Consider the following 16,772-nt stretch of genomic DNA (forward strand, 5'->3'; position numbering starts at 1 on the left):
CGGGCGAGTACCCCGGCCCGTCGGCTCTCAGGGCGCCAGCGCGGCCGATACTCGTGCCATCCGGTCGGGCGGCAGGGCGAAGGGGTTGGCGGGGTTCCGGAACGAATAGGAGCCCTCGTCGACCCGGACGCCGTCGCGGGTGGTCCGCCAGGCCACCGCGCCGCACGGGCCCTGGTCGTCCAGGAGCGCGACCGCGAGTGCCTCGGGATCGTCGACGCCGGTGCGGGCGCGCAGCGCCGCCGCCAGCCGTCCGGCGGCGCCCTCGGGCATGTCCTCGTCGCCGAACGCGGGGAACAGGAGCAGCAGTCGGGCGTCCGGGTCGGTGGTGCTGCCGCCGGGAAGCCCGCTGTCGGCCGCCGCCACCAGCTCGGGCCAGGACAGGCCCGGCCCCATGAAGTGCCCCTCGTCGGAGGCGAGATGCTCGGCGTGCTCCCAGTCCGGGTGATGGAGGAGGTAGTCGACCCCGGGGTCGTCCTCGAAGGTGCGGTAGACGACGTGGAAGCGGTGGCCGTCGGCGAGCGGGACGGTGAACGTCGGCCACTCCGCGTGCTTCCACAGTCGATCGCCGTAGGCACTCGCCGCGTCGTGGTCCGCACCGAACAGAAGTTCCGCCGTCTCCTCGCTCTGAGAACAGGAGTTGAGGTGCCCCAGCCAGAAGAGGGTGTCGTCGAGGAGGTCGGTGGGGTGGGTGAGCGGGTCGCTCTCGTACCCGGGTATCCGGGTGGGACGCAGGTCCTCGGCGTTCGTCACGCGAGGCATTCTGCCGTGGTGCGGGGCGGGCCGTCGGGCGGGCGACCGGGTCCCTGCCCACCCTCGGCTCCCGGCGTCAGCTCCCCGGCGTCACCAGCCCCGACTCGTACGCGAAGATCACGGCCTGTGCGCGGTCCCGCAGGTCCAGCTTGGCGAGCACCCGCCCGATGTGGGTCTTCACCGTCTGCTCGGCCAGCACCAGCCGGGCCGCGATCTCCTGGTTGGAGAGCCCGCGCGCGATCAGCTCCAGCACCTCGGTCTCCCGGGGAGTCAGCCCGTTCAGCCGGAGCGCCTGCCCGCCGCGCGAGGCGCCGGACGGCCGCTGGGCGGCGAAGTCCGCGATCAGCCGCCGCGTCACGGAGGGCGCGAGCAGCGCGTCGCCCGCCGCCACCACCCGTACCGCCGCGATCAGATCGGCCGGCGGCGCATCCTTCAGGAGGAACCCGGACGCCCCGGCGCGCAGCGCCTCGTACACGTAGTCGTCCACGTCGAACGTCGTGAGCATCAGTACCTTCGGGCGGTGCACCACCCCGACCGGCGGGTCCAACAGGGCGCGGGCGGCGGCGAGTCCGTCCATCTCGGGCATCCGGACGTCCATCAGCACCACGTCGGGACGCTGATCGCGGCTGACCTCGATGCCCCGGCGGCCGTCCGGCGCCTCGCCTACCACGTCGATGTCGCTCTGCGCCGACAGCAGGGCGGCGAATCCGGCCCGCACCATGGCCTGGTCGTCGACGATGATCACGCGGATGGTCACGGGGAGTCCTCCGGGGCGGTGGTCGGATCGGACGGCGGCCGAGGCGGAGCGGCCGGCGGCGGGGGCGGTGGTGTTGGCGGCCCGGTCGGTGGCGGCGGCGGTTGCGGCGGGGGCCCGGCCGGCTCGGGCGGAACGCCACCGGCGGCAGGCGGCCCCAGCGGGAGCCGGGCCGCCACCCGGAAGCCGCCGTCCGGCAGCGGGCCGGTGTCCAGGGTGCCGCCCGTCAGTCGCACCCGCTCCCGCATCCCGACCAGACCGTGTCCCGTACCGGACGTCTCCAGCGGAGAACCGGGGCGTGGCGGAGCCGAGTTGACCACCAGTACGGTCACGTGGCCGCCGTCCGCCCGGACGGACACCCGGGTCGGGGCGCCCGGCGCGTGCCGCACCACGTTGGCCAGCGCCTCCTGCACGATCCGGTACGCCGACAGGTCCACCGCCGGCGGCACTGCGCCGAGGTCCGCCGCGAGCGCCAACTCCACCGGCAGCCCCGTGCGTACGGTCGCCTCCACCAGCTGCTGCAACCGGTCCAGGCCGGGCTGCGGGGCCCGTTCGCCCGACGTGCCGTCGCCGCGCAGCACCGTGAGCAGCCGCCGCATCTCCGCCAGCGACTCCCGGGCGCTCGCCGCGATCGAGGCGAACTCCTCGCGGGTCTCCTCGGAGAGCCCGGCCACCCGGTAGGGCGCGGAGTCCGCCTGCACGGTGATCACGGACATGTGGTGCGCGACCACGTCGTGCAACTCCCTCGCGATCCGGGCGCGTTCCTCCAGCAGCGTGCGCCGGGCCCGCTCTTCCGCGCTGATGGTCTCCTGTTCGACGAGCCGCCGCTGCGCCACGCCCCGCTCCCGTACGGCGGCGCCCGTCATCAGCACCACCGCGCCGAGGACGAAGAGCAGCAGCGCGCTCGCATCCGCCCGGTCCGACGCCACCGAGGAGAGCACGAGCCCCGCCGCGCCCGTGGCCAGCCACACGGCCACCAGGGTCCGACGGCTCTCGCGCAGCCCCAGCGCGAGGAGGACGAAGAGCTGACCGACGATGACGGTCGGCGGCCAGGGCCAGACCGCGTACGGTCCCGAGGGCTCGGCGAGCAGCACCAGCGCCCCGGCGACCGAGGCGAGGAAGGTGATCCACCACACCTGCAGGGGCCGGTGGGCCAGCAGGAGCAGGGGCAGCGTCTGGGCCACCGCGAGGGTCGCCGCCAGCGCGCCCGGCACGCCCCGGTCGTGGGCCAGCACATTGACGGTCACAGGCAGGAGCGCGGCGGTCAGGGCGACCACCACGACGTACGGGATCATCCGCTGCCACCGCTTAGGAGCTCCGGCGAGCAGCGCGGTGGCCGGGTGCGAGGGCCGCGACAGCCGGTCGGCGAGGGCGCGCGGACCGCTCCGCCGGGCGGACGCCGGGGTTTCGTCGGACTCGGGGGATTCAGGGGTCTCGGACATGGCCCGGCCAGCGTAGGCAGCCGGCCGTCCCGCAGGCGTCATACCGGAGTGTCGGAGTGCGGCCCGCCGTGTCATACCGCGGTACGGGGTGGCTCCGGCGGCCGGACGGCTGCCCCCGCCGCGGGCGCCGACCGGTGGGGCGGGGACCCGTCACGGACGACGGGACAGGACGCGGTGACCGCCCGCCGGACCCGCCCGGACCCCGCCTTCCGTGACCGCCCTCACAACTCCGCGAGCAGCTCGGCCTTCTTGGCGCTGAACTCCACGTCCGTCACCAGCCCCGCCCGGTGCAGTTCGCCGAGGTGGCGGATCCGCTCCGCGATGTCCGCGGGATCGCGCCGCGCCGCGCCGACCGGCACCAGCGAGGTCGGTACGGGTACGGACGGCTTGCGGCGGGCCGACTCCAGGACCGCCGCCGCGAACGGCAGGGACTCGTGGACCGGGCCGTAGCCAAGGCCGAAGAGCACGGCCGCCGGGTCCTGGTCGGCCTGGGCGGGACGCTCCGCGGCACCGCCCCCGGGGAGTTCGCCGGGGGAGGTGACGCACGGCTGGGCGGGGACGGCCGCCGCCGGGTCGGCCGGATGCGTCAGCAGCCGCAGATACCCCTCGAAGGCCTCCGGGGAACGCCACTCCACCCCGGCCACCCGTTCCACCGGGAACGACTGATCGCCCGCCCGCCACTTGGCGCTGGACGCGCCCGTCCACGACCAGCGGAAGGAGACCCGCTCCCCGTCGAAACTGGCCCGCCCGTCGTACGCCTTGAACTGCAGCGGGCCTTCCGGCGCCGCGACGAGGAAGCGGTCCGCCGGCTCCCCGGACTCCGGGGCCAGCCGGTCCCGCAACTCGTCCCGGTAGTACTCCGCGAGTGTCTCCCGGTCCGCGGGCAGGACCAGCCGGTAGGGGTCGGAACCCTCCTTCAACTGCCCGGCGGCCACCTCCATCAGCGGGTCGGCACCGGGTCTCGGCGAGGCGTGCAGAACCACCGTGCCCCGCTTGCCCGGAGTCATACCGACCGCCGACAGCGCCGCATACGGAATGCGTCGCTCCCGCAGGCTCTGGAAGAGCCTCGGCGTACGGATGCCCCGTTCGAAGCGGATGAGCACGGAGTCGGTGTCGAACTCCCAGGTGGCATGGATTCCAGCCAGCACATCACCCATGTGCCTCATCGTATGCGGCACTCGCCCGTACGTCGCCCCCCTCGTGTCAGCCCTGATTCACCGAGCTTCCGCATGATCTACGCGCGTCAGACATCTGTTCCACCGGAAATACCGCTGCGGCACTCGCGATCCGCACGTGCGCAGCCGACCGTCGTATATGAGCCGACACCGATCGCCGCGAAGTTGCGCAGACTCTCCGTACCGGGCTCGAAGTAGCCGCTGTGGCCCTGCGCGTCGCCCGCCGAGACGATCCGCGCCCCGAACTCCGGGTCCACCGGATCGGCGCCGTGCCCCAGCCCGCCGACCTCCAGGTTGGGCACGTCCGCGATCCAGTCGTCCTGGTCGCGCATCGCCCACACCCGGGCGTCCGTGCCCAGCGCGGCGGCACTCGTGGACCGCATACCGGGACTGCCGGCGACCGCGATGTCGGTGACCCGGGACGGCAGGCGGCGCGCCGCCATCCCGCACACCACGGAGCCGTAACTGTGGCAGACCAGTGAGACGGTGGACTTCCCCGGCAGGGCGCCCACCAGCGCGTTCAGTCGCAGCGCACCCTGGCCGGCGAGCCCGCCGAGGACCGCGTCCATGCCGATCCCGGCCGGCGCGGTGTAGTCCGCCCAGGCGATGACCGCGCTACGGACGGCGGGCCTGGCGTCCCGCTCGGCGGCGTACAGGGACCTCGCCATGCCGACCGGCGCGCTGTACGGATGGTTCTCCCGCTCCAGCGTGAGCAGTTGGGTGTCCACGCCCGGGACCACCACGGAGACCCGCTCGGCCCGGTCCAGATCGCCGAACACCTCGGCCGCGCGGCCCCGGCCCGACGGATCGAACGACAGGATCTGACGGTCGCCGGCGAGCATGCCGCGGAAGCGTTCCAGCCGCATGCGCGCCTCGGTACGGCCGTCGGGGGAGAGCCCGGGGTCATGGGTCCGGAGTTGTTCCACCGCCTCCGCGTCCCGCAGCGCGCGCCGGTTCGCACGGTAACGCAGAGCGACCGGCGCGCCGTTGAGGTTGCCGACCACCAGGGGATGGTGATCGGCCAGCGAGAGCGCTTGCACGGCGGACAGCGAGGCGAAGAACCGGGCGATCGCCGAGGACGGCGCGTCCAGGGCCGGAACGGGCCTGCCGCCCGCCCGGGCATGCGCCCAGGCGGCCAGCGCCCGGACGCGTGGCTCGTCGGAGGGCTGATGGCGAACGGCGGTCCACCCGGTGGTCGCCAGCATCACGAACACGACGGCTATGGCGAGCAGGGCGCGCCATGCGGTCAGAGTGGGGGAGGTGTCGAAGGAGGGATTCACTGCGGCACACCCTAGGAGACGGGTGACGGGGCGTGGTGCGCGGGTGACGTACCTCACTCGACGGAGGGGTTTGTGGACCGTTTTTCTTACGTTCCGTAGCCGCTAGAGCTATGTGGCGTGGATGGTCCGCCGTACGCAGTGGCGTGGGTCTCGCGCTCCGGCTCGCGGTCGGCGACCGCGCCCCTGTTCGCTCCCCCCCCCTTCCTCCCCTCGCACCTCCCCGCTTCGCGTCCCCGCACCCTGCCGGGGGTGCCGGGGGCGTCACCGTCCGCCCGCGCGCCCCGAAGAGGCCGGGCCGACGATCACGAGCGGCCCCGGTGTCGCCGCCCCCGGCGTCACGAGCGGCACCACCGGCGGTCCGGGCACCCGCGGCGCGGCCTCGGGTGCCCCGGTGCCCGGCACCGGGGCACGCCAGTCGGTGGCGAGCGCCGGGCCGAGCATGTCCAGATGGCTCTGGGCCAGGGCGCGCAGCGAGGCCAGGCTTCCGTCGCCGGACCGTCCCCACAACTGCCCGGTGACCCGCATCGTCCCGGAGAAGGCGGCGACCGCCACCCGGGGGCGGGGGTCGGTGTCCAGGTCCAGCCCTTCCCGAGCGGCGATCACGGAGACGATCTCCTCCTCCACGGCGATGCAGCGGCGCATGTGCGCGGCCAGCAGCGTGGGCTCGGACTCGATCATCCGGAACGTCCGGACGTGCAATTCCACCGTGGCCGAGGACGGATCGGAGAGCTCCAGGGCGTCCCAGGAGGCGAACGCGGCCTGCCTCAGAGCCTCCAGTGGCGACTCGTCCGCCGGCCGCCGCAGCAACTCCGCGAGGAATCGTGCCTCCACCATGTCCTGGGTGGCGAAGAGGACGTCCTCCTTGCTCGCGAAGTACCGGAAGAACGTGCGCTGGGAGACGTCGACCGCCTCCACGATCCCGTCCACCGTGGTCCGTTCGTACCCCTGGGTGGTGAAGAGTTCGAGAGCGGCGTGCAACAGCGCGTCACGGGTGCGCTGCTTCTTTCGCTCGCGCAACCCGACCGCGCACTCCGGGCGCCGGAACAAACCTGGTGCCCGCACACGCTGTTCGCGCCCCGCCACCGCGGGCTTCGCATCCTCACGGGTGCCGCTCCGCCGCCGTGCCGCCGGACCCTCCGTCACGTGCCGCTCCTCTCCTGTCGTATCGCCGCAGCCGGCGTGGGTGTGAGCCACCCGACAGTTACCGGTCGGTGAATTGGTTGGTCAACTGTCAGTCGCTGTCACTATTCTCCCGGACATGACTAGTCAGACCACTGTCGACAAGGCTTCCCGGGAGCCCGAAGACATCGCAGCTCCCGTGCAGGGAAAGGGACTTCGCGGCCACCCATGGCTGACGCTGTTCGCCGTGGCCATCGGGGTGATGATGGTCGCGCTCGACGGCACGATCGTCGCCATCGCCAACCCCGCCATCCAGAAGGACCTCGACGCATCCCTCGCGGACGTCCAGTGGATCACGAACGGCTACATGCTGGCGCTCGCGGTCTCACTGATCACCGCGGGCAAACTCGGTGACCGGTTCGGCCACCGCCAGACGTTCCTGATAGGCGTCGTCGGCTTCGCCGCCGCGTCCGGGGCCATCGGCCTCTCCTCCAGCGTCACCCTGGTGATCGTCTTCCGCGTGCTCCAGGGCCTGTTCGGCGCCCTGCTGATGCCCGCCGCACTCGGCCTGCTGCGCGCCACCTTCCCGGCCGAGAAGCTCAACATGGCCATCGGTATCTGGGGCATGGTCATCGGCGCCTCCACCGCGGGCGGCCCGATCCTCGGCGGGGTGCTCGTCGAGCACGTCAGCTGGCAGTCCGTCTTCTTCATCAACGTGCCGGTCGGTGTGATCGCGCTGGTGCTCGGTGTGATGATCCTCAGGGACCACCGCGCGGAGAACGCGCCGCGCTCCTTCGACATCGGCGGCATCGTCCTGCTCTCGCTGGCGATGTTCAGCCTCATCTGGGCGCTCATCAAGGGCGCCGAGTGGGGCTGGGGCGACACCAAGACGATCGGCTTCCTCGTCGCGGCGGTCGTCCTCTTCGTGGTCTTCGCGCTCGTCCAGCAGCGCGTCCGCGAGCCGCTGATCCCGCTGGCGATGTTCAGGTCGATCCCGCTGTCGGCGGGCGCGATCCTGATGGTGCTGATGGCCTTCGCCTTCATGGGCGGCCTGTTCTTCGTGACGTTCTACCTCCAGAACGTGCACGGCATGAGCCCGGTCGACAGCGGTCTGCACCTGCTTCCGCTGACCGCCATGATGATCGTCGCCTCGCCGCTGGCGGGCGTCCTCATCACCAAGTTCGGTCCCCGGGTGCCGCTGGTCGGCGGCATGGTGTGCACCGCCGTCGCCTGCTTCGGCATGTCGCAGCTGACCATCGGTACGGGCACGCTGACCATGTCGATCTGGTTCGCGCTGCTCGGCCTCGGGCTCGCCCCCGTCATGGTCGGCGCCACCGAGGTCATCGTCGGCAACGCCCCCATGGAGCTGTCCGGCGTCGCCGGTGGACTCCAGCAGGCGGGCATGCAGGTCGGCGGCAGCCTCGGTACGGCCGTCCTGGGCGCGGTCATGGCGGCCCGGGTCGACTCCCTGCTGCCGGGCAACTGGTCGGGCGCGGGCCTTCCGAAGAGCTCCGAGGAGCAGCTCTCCCAGGCGTCCTCGGCCATCGAGGTCGGCATGCCGCCCATCGCCCCGAACACCCCGCCGGAGATCGCCGCGAAGATCACCGCGGTCGCGCACGACACGTTCGTGTCCGGGATGAGTACCGCGTTCGTGGTGGCCGGCTGCGTCGCCGTGGTCGCCGCCGTGGTCGCTCTCTTCACCAAGCGGGGCGACAACGCCGAGGCCGGCGCCGGGGTCGGTCACATCTGACCCCTCCGGTCCCCGTCGCATCCGCGTCAACACCACGCCCACACAGCCCCGTCGGTCCAAACCGGCGGGGCTGTCGCCTATCCGGGTGGTCCCGCTCCGAACCCCTTCCCCGGGCACATTGCGGCAGGTCAGGGTTTGGCCAAGAGAAACCGCACGACCACGGGGATTGATCCACCATGCGCAAGACCGTCATCGCGGCCGTCCTGGCCGCCACCGCTCTCGTTCCTGCGGCCTCGGCCGTCGCTCCCGCAGCCACACCCCTGGCGCCCGGGGGCACGTACACCACCGTGACGACCACCGACGTGAAGTCCACCGCCACCGCCCGGTCCGCCACCGAGGCCGCCAACCCCCCGTCCGCCGCGGCCCCGTCCGCCGCGGGTGTGCGGCTCGGGGAGTGCGCGGCCGGCCGGCTCTGCCTCTGGAAGAAGCCGGACTTCACCGGCGGCCGGCTGAGCCGGGATCTGTCCGCCGTCGACATCGAGAGCTGCGTCCCCCTGCCGGCCGGAAGCGACGCGCAGTCCTTCGCCAACCGCACCGGCCGCAACGTCACCCTGTACCAGTCGGCCGAGTGCGGTGAGACGGGCGAGTTCGAGACCTACCCGGGCGGCGGCACCTGGGTCCCGCGCTCCCCGTACCAGGTGCGGGCCTTCAAGATCTGGGAGAACTGACCGCGCCGGGGCATGTGTCGAAAGTGGCGCCGTCCGCCCGGAGGGCGGGTCCGGGGGCGTCGGGTGCGCGCGATCGCACGGCGGAGGTCACCCCGATACGGATGTATCGGGGTGATCCCGACAACGCGAGGAGCGTGCGTGCCGGGCGTCGCCGGACAGGCGGGACTTTCGACACCCGCCCAAGGGGTGCGACCGCCCAAGGGCGGCGGCGAGTCGACCGCCGCCGCCCAACGGGGAGCGCAAGTGACGTACGGTCACCACAGGCCGCGGACTTCGCGGGAGGACCCTTCGCCCGCACGGGCGTCCGCCCGCCTGTCCGGTCGCTCTGCGAAGTTGTCCTGTCCGATGCGTTGACGAAATCTTCGCGGTACATCTAGCTTCATCGCGTCGTACTTCGTACGTCATATATGAGACGCGATACGCGAGATGCGAGAGCCCTTCATGACTTTTGCGCCCACCCCGATCCCGTCCAGGACGCAGTTCGTGCTGGAAGCGATCAAACACGCGATCCTGACAGCCAAGTTGCAGCCCGGCCAAGCACTGGTCGAGACCGAACTCGCCGCGCGGTTCGGGGTGTCGAAGACACCGGTGCGCGAGGCGCTGAAGACGCTCGCCGGCACCGGTCTGGTGGTCATGAGCCAGTACAAGGGCGCCACCGTCCGGCTCGTCGACGCGGAGATGGCACGCGAGGTCTACGACGTGCGCCTGCTGCTGGAGCCGGAGGCGCTGCGCCGCACGATCACCTGCGGGGCGTCCCTGGACGATGCCCAGGAGGCGCTGGAGCGCGCCGACTCGGCACCCGACAAGGCCGACCGGTCGCTCGCCAACCGGGACTTTCACCGGGCCCTCTACCTCTCCTGCGGCAATCCGCTGCTGGGCCGGATGCTCGACGAGGTCCGCGACCAGGCCGCGCTCGTCTCCACCGTCGCCTGGGCGGCCGACCCGTCCTGGGAGCGCGAGGCCGCCGAACACCGGGAGATCCTGCGGCTCGCGCTGGCCGCCGACGCGGCCGGTGCCGCCGCCGCACTCCACGACCACATCGCGTCCTTCCTCCGCCGGGCCTTCCCGGGCGACGAACCCGCGGACCCTGCCGCAGGCAAGGACCGGGGTGCGGCGGGCCCGGACGCACGGAACGCCCCGAGACCGGTGACCGCGAGCTGACACCCACCCACCGACACCCCCGAAGCACACGCCACACCGCTATTGAAGTACCGAGAGAGTGGAGCCGACGATGAAGATCTCGAAGACGCACCGGGCACGCGCGGCGGCGGCGATGTCCCTCACGGCGGTTCTCGCCCTGACCGTCACCGGCTGCGGCGACGACGGCAGCGGGTTCGCCGCAGGCGCGGGAGCCGAGGGCGACGGCACGGGGAAGATCGTCTTCTGGGACAACAACGGCGGCGTGCGCACCGATACATGGAAGGAGATCATCGCCGGCTTCGAGAAGGAGAACCCGGGCATCGAGGTCCAGTACGTCGGGGTGGCGGCCACCGAGATCCAGACCAAGTACGACAACGCCATCCAGGGCGGCGGACTGCCGGACGTCGGCGGGGTCGGCGCCGCGATGCTCGCCGGGCTCGCCGCCCAGGGGGCGTTGGAGCCCCTGGAGGACCGGAGCGCGGATTCCTCGCTCGACGGCGCGCTCGACCCGGGCATGGTCGAGGCGATGAAGGCGGCGGGCGGCTCCGAGAAGCACACCTACAACGTTCCGATCTCGGCCAACAACGGAGTGCTGTACTACCGCACCGACCTCTTCAAGAAGGCCGGCCTCGCCGCGCCGGCCACCTGGGACGATTTCTACCAGGCCGCCGAGAAGCTGAGCGACCCCAAGAAGAATCGTTTCGGCTACACCATCCGCGGCGGTGCCGGTTCCATCGCACAGGCCATGGACGCCATGTACGGGCAGTCCGGCATCACCTCCTTCTGGGACGCGAAGGGTGAGAAGACCACCCTCAACGCCCCCGGCAACGTCGCCGCCCTGGAGAAGTACGCGGCCCTCTACAAGAAGGTCACGCCCTCCGCCGACCTCAACAACGACTTCATCAAGATGGTCGCCCAGTACGACTCCGGCACCATCGGCATGGTCAACCACAACCTCGGCTCGTACCAGGACCATGTGACCGCCCTCGGCACGGCCAGGTTCCGGGGCATCCCGCAGCCGATCGGCGCGGGCGGCAAGCGGGTCCAGGTCTCCAACCCCGTCGACGGACTCGGCCTCTTCAAGAGCTCCGAACACAAGGCCGCCGCCTGGAAGTTCATCGAGTACGCCGCCTCCCACGAGGCCAACTCGAAGTTCAACGAGCAAGCGGGGCTGATTCCGGCCAACACCGAGGCCGCCAAGGACCCCTGGGTCTCCCGCGCCGAGCCGACCGCACTCGCGGCAGGGGCCCTCACCGACGGCTCGACCGTCACCGTGCAGCTGCCGTACTACCTGCCGGAGTGGAACGGCATCAGCAAGGCCGACAACGAGCCCGAGCTGCAGAAGGTCCTTCTCGGCCGGACCTCCGCCAAGGCGTTCCTCGACAACATGGCCGGCGAGCTCAACGACGCCCAGGCGGAGTGGAAGGAGCAGCGGCCCACCGACTGAGCCGCCCGCCCGCGCGGTACGGACGGGCGGGCACCGCCGGCCGGCCCCGGGCGTACCCGGGACCGGCCGGCGTGTCGTGTCTTCCGCGAGGCGGGGCAGGCCCCTTCGCGTCAGGCGTCGCCGCCCGCCGCGCCCGGGTCGGCCGCCGCCACGTCCAGCAGCTCGTACCGGTCGACCGCCGTCTTCAGCGCCGAACGGTCGATCCGCCCCTCCTTCGCCAGCTCCGTGAGGACCGCCAGCACGATCGACTGCGCGTCGATGTGGAAGAACCGGCGGGCGGCGCCACGGGTGTCCGCGAAACCGAAGCCGTCCGCGCCCAGCGACTGGTACGCCCCCGGGATCCAGCGCGCGATCTGGTCAGGAACCGATCGCATCCAGTCCGAGACAGCCACGAACGGTCCCTCGGAGCCGGAAAGCTTCCGGGTCACGTACGGGACGCGCTGCTCCTCCTCCGGGTGGAGCAGGTTGTACCGCTCGGTGTCCACCGCCTCGCGGCGCAGCTCGTTCCAGCTGGTCGCCGACCAGACGTCCGCCCGGACGTCCCACTCCTCGGCGAGGATGCGCTGTGCCTCCACCGCCCACGGGACCGCCACGCCGGACGCCAGGATCTGCGCCGGGATCTGGCCCTGCTCGCCCCTCCGGAAGCGGTGGACACCGGCGAGGATGCCCTCCACGTCCACGTCGGCGGGCTCGGCGGGGTGCTGGATCGGCTCGTTGTAGACGGTGAGGTAGTAGAAGACGTCCTCACTGTTCTCGCCGTACATCCGGCGCAGGCCGTCCTTGACGATGTGCGCGATCTCGAACCCGTACGCCGGGTCGTAGGCCACGCACGCTGGGTTGGTCGAGGCGAGCAGCTGCGAGTGGCCGTCCGCGTGCTGGAGCCCCTCGCCGGTCAGGGTCGTACGGCCGGCGGTCGCACCCAGCACGAAACCGCGCGCGAGCTGGTCTGCCATCTGCCAGAACTGGTCACCGGTGCGCTGGAACCCGAACATCGAATAGAAGACGTAGACCGGGATCAGCGGCTCGCCGTGCGTGGCGTAGGCCGAGCCCGCCGCGATCAGCGAAGCCGTGCAGCCCGCCTCGGAAATGCCGTCGTGCAGCATCTGCCCGGTCGGCGACTCCTTGTAGGCCAGCAGGAGTTCACGGTCCACGGCCTCGTACTGCTGCCCCAGCGGGTTGTAGATCTTCGCGCTCGGGAAGAACGCGTCCATGCCGAAGGTGCGGTACTCGTCGGGGGCGATCAGCACGAAGCGTTTGCCGATCTCCTTGTCCCGCATGAGGTCCTTCAGGATGCGGACGAACGCCATCGTGGTGGCGATCGACTGCTGCCCCGAACCCTTTTTCGCGGCCGCGTAGGTCTTCTCCTCCGGCAGCGCCAGCGGCTTCGCGCGGACCACCCGGGTCGGCACGTAACCGCCCAGGCTCTGCCGCCGGTCGTGCATGTACTGGATCTCCTCGGAGTCCCGGCCCGGGTGGTAGTAGGGCGGGTACCCCTCGTCCAGCTGCTTGTCCGTGACCGGGATGTGCAGCCGGTCACGGAACCGCTTCAAGTCCTCGGTGGTGAGTTTCTTCATCTGGTGGGTCGCGTTGCGGCCCTCGAAGTTCGGTCCCAGCGTCCAGCCCTTGACCGTCTGCGCCAGGATCACCGTCGGCTGGCCCTTGTGCGCCTTGGCCGCCGCGTATGCCGCGTAGACCTTCTTGTGGTCGTGCCCGCCGCGCCCCAGGTGCAGGATCTCGTCGTCGGACATGTCCTTGACCATGTCCCGCAGCCGCTGGTCCTCGCCGAAGAAGTGCTCACGGATGTACGCGCCCGTCTCGGTGGCGTACGTCTGGAACTGGCCGTCCGGTGTGGTGTTCAGCTTGTTGACCAGGATGCCGGTGCGGTCCTGCGCCAGCAGCGGGTCCCAGGTGCGGTCCCAGACCAGCTTGATCACGTTCCAGCCGGCACCCCGGAACTGCGACTCAAGCTCCTGGATGATCTTGCCGTTGCCGCGCACCGGGCCGTCGAGCCGCTGGAGGTTGCAGTTGACGACGAAGGTGAGGTTGTCCAAGCCCTCGCGGGCGGCGATGGACAGCTGGCCGAGCGACTCCGGCTCGTCCATCTCGCCGTCGCCGAGATACGCCCAGACGTGCGACCTGGAGGTGTCGGCGATACCGCGCGCCTCCATGTAGCGGTTCATCCGCGCCTGGTAGATCGCACCCAGCGGGCCGAGGCCCATCGACACCGTCGGGAACTCCCAGAAGTCCGGCATCAGCCGGGGGTGGGGATAGCTGGAGAGAGCGTCGGGCGCCTTCGACTTCTCCTGGCGGAACGCGTCGAGCTGCGCCTCGCTCAGCCGGTCCAGCAGGAACGCGCGGGCGTAGATGCCCGGCGAGGCGTGCCCCTGGAAGAAGATCTGGTCGCCGCCGTCGCCCTCGTCCTTGCCTCGGAAGAAGTGGTTGAAGCCCACGTCGTAGAGAGAGGCGGAGGAGGCGAACGTGGCGATGTGGCCGCCGACGCCGATCCCGGGGCGCTGGGCCCGCGAGACCATGACGGCAGCGTTCCAGCGGGTCGCGTTGAGGACCTTGCGCTCGATCTCCTCGTCGCCGGGGAAGAAGGGCTCGTCCTTCGTGGCGATCGTGTTGACGTAATCGGTGCTGCGCATCTCCGGCACGGCGACACGCTTCTCGCGCGCCCGCTCGATGAGGCGGAGCATCAGATAGCGGGCCCGCTCACGGCCGCGCTCGTCCACGGCGGCGTCGAGTGAGTCCAGCCATTCCTGGGTCTCCTCGGGATCGAAATCCGGGACCTGGCTGGGAAGGCCGCCAATGATGATCGGGTTGCGATCGGATCCGGAAGCCACACTGTTCCTTCGCTGTCGGTGCTGCTACGGAGTCTGCCGGCGAGGCTGATCCACCGGGGCGCGAAACCCCGCGACGCCCACGACGCCTGCGGATTCGCCACCTTCCATCGTGTACCGCCAGGGGCCGTTCGTCACCTCTACCGCACGGTAACCAACGGGTTACCGGGCACCCGTCCGGGGCAGTAGCCGTAAGGCGGGAACAGGGCGCCGGACCAAATCGCAACCATACGCCCAAGCCGTCCAAGCGTTCCCAAACGCTGTACGGCGGCGAATGCCGGAGCGAAACGGCATAAGCTGAGGAAGGACGTATACGGGCCGGGTGCTTTCCGCACCCCGGTGCGGACCGGCCGGAGGTTGCGGCGACGTGGCAGGGAACGTCACCGTTTAGGCGGTCTGTGGCGCCGGGTACTTGCGCGATTCGCCGAGCCCGTGTGGACTACGGCCAGCGCCGCGCGTACGCGCGTGGCTGAAGCATTTTCCGAACATGATCAGGAGGCAACCCGTGAGCGCGACCGCGGACCACGCGGAGGAGCGGACCAATCTGGCCGAACGGCTGGGGTTCGAACCCAATCAGGTGGTCCAGGAGATCGGCTACGACGACGACGTCGAGCTGGAGCTCCGCGAAGGTATTGAAGCCACCATCGGTGGGGAACTCGTCGACGAGGAGTACGACGACGTCGCCGACGCCGTCGTGTTGTGGTTCCGCGACGAGGACGGCGACCTTACGGACGCGCTGGTGGATGCCATCGGCCTGATCGAGGACGGCGGTACGGTCTGGCTGATGACGCCGAAGACCGGCCGTGACGGATACGTCGAACCCAGCGACGTCAGCGACGCCGCCCAGACCGCCGGTCTCTCCCAGACCAAGAGCATCAGCGTGGGCAAGGACTGGACGGGCACCCGTCTGGTCACTCCCAAGGCAGCCAAGGCCAAGCGCTGAGCTCGTCCGGCAGCACCCCGTAGTACCCCGTAGGGCCCCCGGCGGCATCGCGTCGCCGGGGGCCTTCGTACGTCCTGCCGACGCCGCTGCGTAGGCTGGGCCACGCTCCAGGCGGACCGGCCCGGGGCGGTGACGCAAGCGAAGGGACACACCCCATGGCGATCGAGGTCGGCTCCCAGGCCCCCGCGTTCGAGCTCAAGGACAACCACGGCCGGACGGTCACGCTGTCCGAGTTCCGCGGCGAGAAGAATGTCGTACTGCTCTTCTACCCCTTCGCCTTCACCGGCGTCTGCACCGGTGAGCTCTGCGCGCTCCGCGACGAACTGCCGCGCTTCGAGAACGCCGACACCCAGCTCCTCGCCGTCTCCAACGACTCCATCCACACCCTGCGGGTCTTCGCCGAGCAGGAGGGCTTGGAGTACCCGCTGCTCTCCGACTTCTGGCCGCACGGCGAGGTCTCGCGCGCGTACGGCGTCTTCGACGAGGACAAGGGCTGCGCGGTGCGCGGCACCTTCATCATCGACAAGGAGGGCGTGGTGCGCTGGAGCGTCGTCAACGGCCTGCCGGACGCGCGGGACCTCAAGGAGTACGTCGCGGCGCTCGAAGCCCTCTGAGTGGCCGTACGGCCGGGCTCCCGCCCGTGTCCCGCCGCACGCAGGCCGGGCACCCGGCCGTTTTCCGCTCGCGGAGAACTCCGGCCCCGCCCGCCCAAAAGCCTGCTTTGACCGGGAACCGGTCACTAGGATCCATTCGTTGATCCGGTATCACGCACGACGGGGAAGCTGGTGTCTGCCGGCCCCTACATACCTATGGGAGGACTCGTGGGAGTCAGCCTCAGCAAGGGCGGCAACGTCTCGCTGACCAAGGCCGCGCCCAACCTGACCGCTGTCATCGTCGGCCTGGGCTGGGACGCCCGGACGACCACCGGCGGCGACTTCGACCTCGACGCGAGCGCACTGCTCGCGAACACCGAGGGCAAGGTCGGCAGCGACGGCAATTTCGTCTTCTTCAACAACCTCAAGAGCCCGGACGGTTCCGTCGAGCACACCGGTGACAACCTCACCGGTGAGGGCGAGGGCGACGACGAGGTCATCAAGGTCAACCTCGCCGCCGTTCCGGCCGACGTCGACAAGATCGTCTTCCCGGTCTCGATCTACGAAGCCGAGAGCCGGCAGCAGAGCTTCGGCCAGGTCCGCAACGCGTACATCCGCGTGGTCAACCAGGCCGACAACTCCGAGCTGGCCCGCTACGACCTCAGCGAGGACGCCTCCACCGAGACCGCCATGGTCTTCGGCGAGCTCTACCGCAACGCGGGCGAGTGGAAGTTCCGCGCCATCGGCCAGGGGTACGCCTCCGGCCTGCGGGGCATCGCGCAGGACTTCGGCGTCAACGTCTGACCGGCGGTCCCGGCCTCCGGCCCTAGGGCGGAGACCAGCAGCAGAGCGCCCGGCGCCGCACCTCTCG

The 16,772-nt window shown here is 70.9% G+C and carries 14 protein-coding genes; 7 read left to right on the forward strand and 7 right to left on the reverse strand.

Annotated elements, in window-relative coordinates; all coding sequences use genetic code 11:
• Window positions 1–27: 27 nt before the first annotated feature.
• From ACFWEP_RS00380 to ACFWEP_RS00405, 6 genes are all read right to left on the reverse strand, one after another.
• Window positions 28–750 carry a hypothetical protein gene (locus tag ACFWEP_RS00380; RefSeq protein WP_387363140.1) on the reverse strand — a complete coding sequence of 241 codons (723 nt, stop codon included), beginning with the start codon at window positions 748–750 and terminating at the stop codon, window positions 28–30.
• A gap of 76 nt (window positions 751–826) precedes the next feature.
• Window positions 827–1,507: a response regulator gene (locus ACFWEP_RS00385; RefSeq protein WP_387363143.1), complete on the reverse strand. Its 681-nt coding sequence runs from the start codon at window positions 1,505–1,507 to the stop codon at window positions 827–829.
• Window positions 1,504–2,946 carry a histidine kinase gene (locus tag ACFWEP_RS00390; RefSeq protein WP_387363146.1) on the reverse strand — a complete coding sequence of 481 codons (1,443 nt, stop codon included), beginning with the start codon at window positions 2,944–2,946 and terminating at the stop codon, window positions 1,504–1,506. Before ACFWEP_RS00390 ends, ACFWEP_RS00385 begins: the two co-directional genes overlap by 4 nt.
• Before the next feature lie 221 nt (window positions 2,947–3,167).
• Window positions 3,168–4,103: a DUF4429 domain-containing protein gene (locus ACFWEP_RS00395; protein ID WP_387363149.1), complete on the reverse strand. Its 936-nt coding sequence runs from the start codon at window positions 4,101–4,103 to the stop codon at window positions 3,168–3,170.
• An 86-nt stretch (window positions 4,104–4,189) separates the two neighbouring features.
• Window positions 4,190–5,401: an alpha/beta hydrolase gene (locus tag ACFWEP_RS00400; RefSeq protein ID WP_387363152.1), complete on the reverse strand. Its 1,212-nt coding sequence runs from the start codon at window positions 5,399–5,401 to the stop codon at window positions 4,190–4,192.
• Window positions 5,402–5,662: 261 nt separating this feature from the next.
• Window positions 5,663–6,448 carry a TetR family transcriptional regulator gene (locus ACFWEP_RS00405; protein WP_387363182.1) on the reverse strand — a complete coding sequence of 262 codons (786 nt, stop codon included), beginning with the start codon at window positions 6,446–6,448 and terminating at the stop codon, window positions 5,663–5,665.
• 211 nt (window positions 6,449–6,659) lie between these two features.
• Here ACFWEP_RS00405 and ACFWEP_RS00410 point away from each other — a divergent pair, with 211 nt between their 5' ends.
• From ACFWEP_RS00410 to ACFWEP_RS00425, 4 genes are all read left to right on the forward strand, one after another.
• The gene (locus ACFWEP_RS00410) at window positions 6,660–8,270 is read left to right on the forward strand and encodes an MFS transporter (RefSeq protein ID WP_387363155.1); all 1,611 of its coding nucleotides are present in this window, start codon (window positions 6,660–6,662) and stop codon (window positions 8,268–8,270) included.
• A 176-nt stretch (window positions 8,271–8,446) separates the two neighbouring features.
• Complete coding sequence (locus ACFWEP_RS00415) at window positions 8,447–8,938, forward strand: peptidase inhibitor family I36 protein (RefSeq protein ID WP_387363158.1); 492 nt, start codon at window positions 8,447–8,449, stop codon at window positions 8,936–8,938.
• A gap of 441 nt (window positions 8,939–9,379) precedes the next feature.
• On the forward strand, window positions 9,380–10,099 hold the full coding sequence (locus ACFWEP_RS00420; RefSeq protein WP_387363161.1) for a GntR family transcriptional regulator: 720 nt from the start codon (window positions 9,380–9,382) through the stop codon (window positions 10,097–10,099).
• 70 nt (window positions 10,100–10,169) lie between these two features.
• Window positions 10,170–11,525 carry an ABC transporter substrate-binding protein gene (locus ACFWEP_RS00425; RefSeq protein ID WP_387363164.1) on the forward strand — a complete coding sequence of 452 codons (1,356 nt, stop codon included), beginning with the start codon at window positions 10,170–10,172 and terminating at the stop codon, window positions 11,523–11,525.
• A gap of 110 nt (window positions 11,526–11,635) precedes the next feature.
• Here the strand turns inward: ACFWEP_RS00425 and aceE are convergent, their stop codons facing one another.
• Entirely contained in the window at window positions 11,636–14,368 is a 2,733-nt protein-coding gene (aceE, locus tag ACFWEP_RS00430) for a pyruvate dehydrogenase (acetyl-transferring), homodimeric type (RefSeq protein WP_387363167.1), read from the reverse strand.
• A 502-nt stretch (window positions 14,369–14,870) separates the two neighbouring features.
• On the opposite strand from aceE, the gene ACFWEP_RS00435 reads away from it, so the two are divergent.
• From ACFWEP_RS00435 to ACFWEP_RS00445, 3 genes are all read left to right on the forward strand, one after another.
• Window positions 14,871–15,308, forward strand: a complete 438-nt coding sequence (locus tag ACFWEP_RS00435) for a DUF3052 domain-containing protein (protein WP_387363170.1) — start codon at window positions 14,871–14,873, stop codon at window positions 15,306–15,308.
• Window positions 15,309–15,463: 155 nt separating this feature from the next.
• Complete coding sequence (locus ACFWEP_RS00440; protein ID WP_266703844.1) at window positions 15,464–15,922, forward strand: peroxiredoxin; 459 nt, start codon at window positions 15,464–15,466, stop codon at window positions 15,920–15,922.
• Between the two features lie 207 nt (window positions 15,923–16,129).
• A complete protein-coding gene (locus ACFWEP_RS00445) occupies window positions 16,130–16,705 on the forward strand; it encodes a TerD family protein (RefSeq protein ID WP_266703842.1) in 576 nt (191 codons plus the stop codon).
• Window positions 16,706–16,772 lie beyond the last annotated feature (67 nt).

Origin of the sequence: Streptomyces sp. NPDC060198, from assembly GCF_042728415.1 — a bacterium.
Classification (GTDB): domain Bacteria; phylum Actinomycetota; class Actinomycetes; order Streptomycetales; family Streptomycetaceae; genus Streptomyces.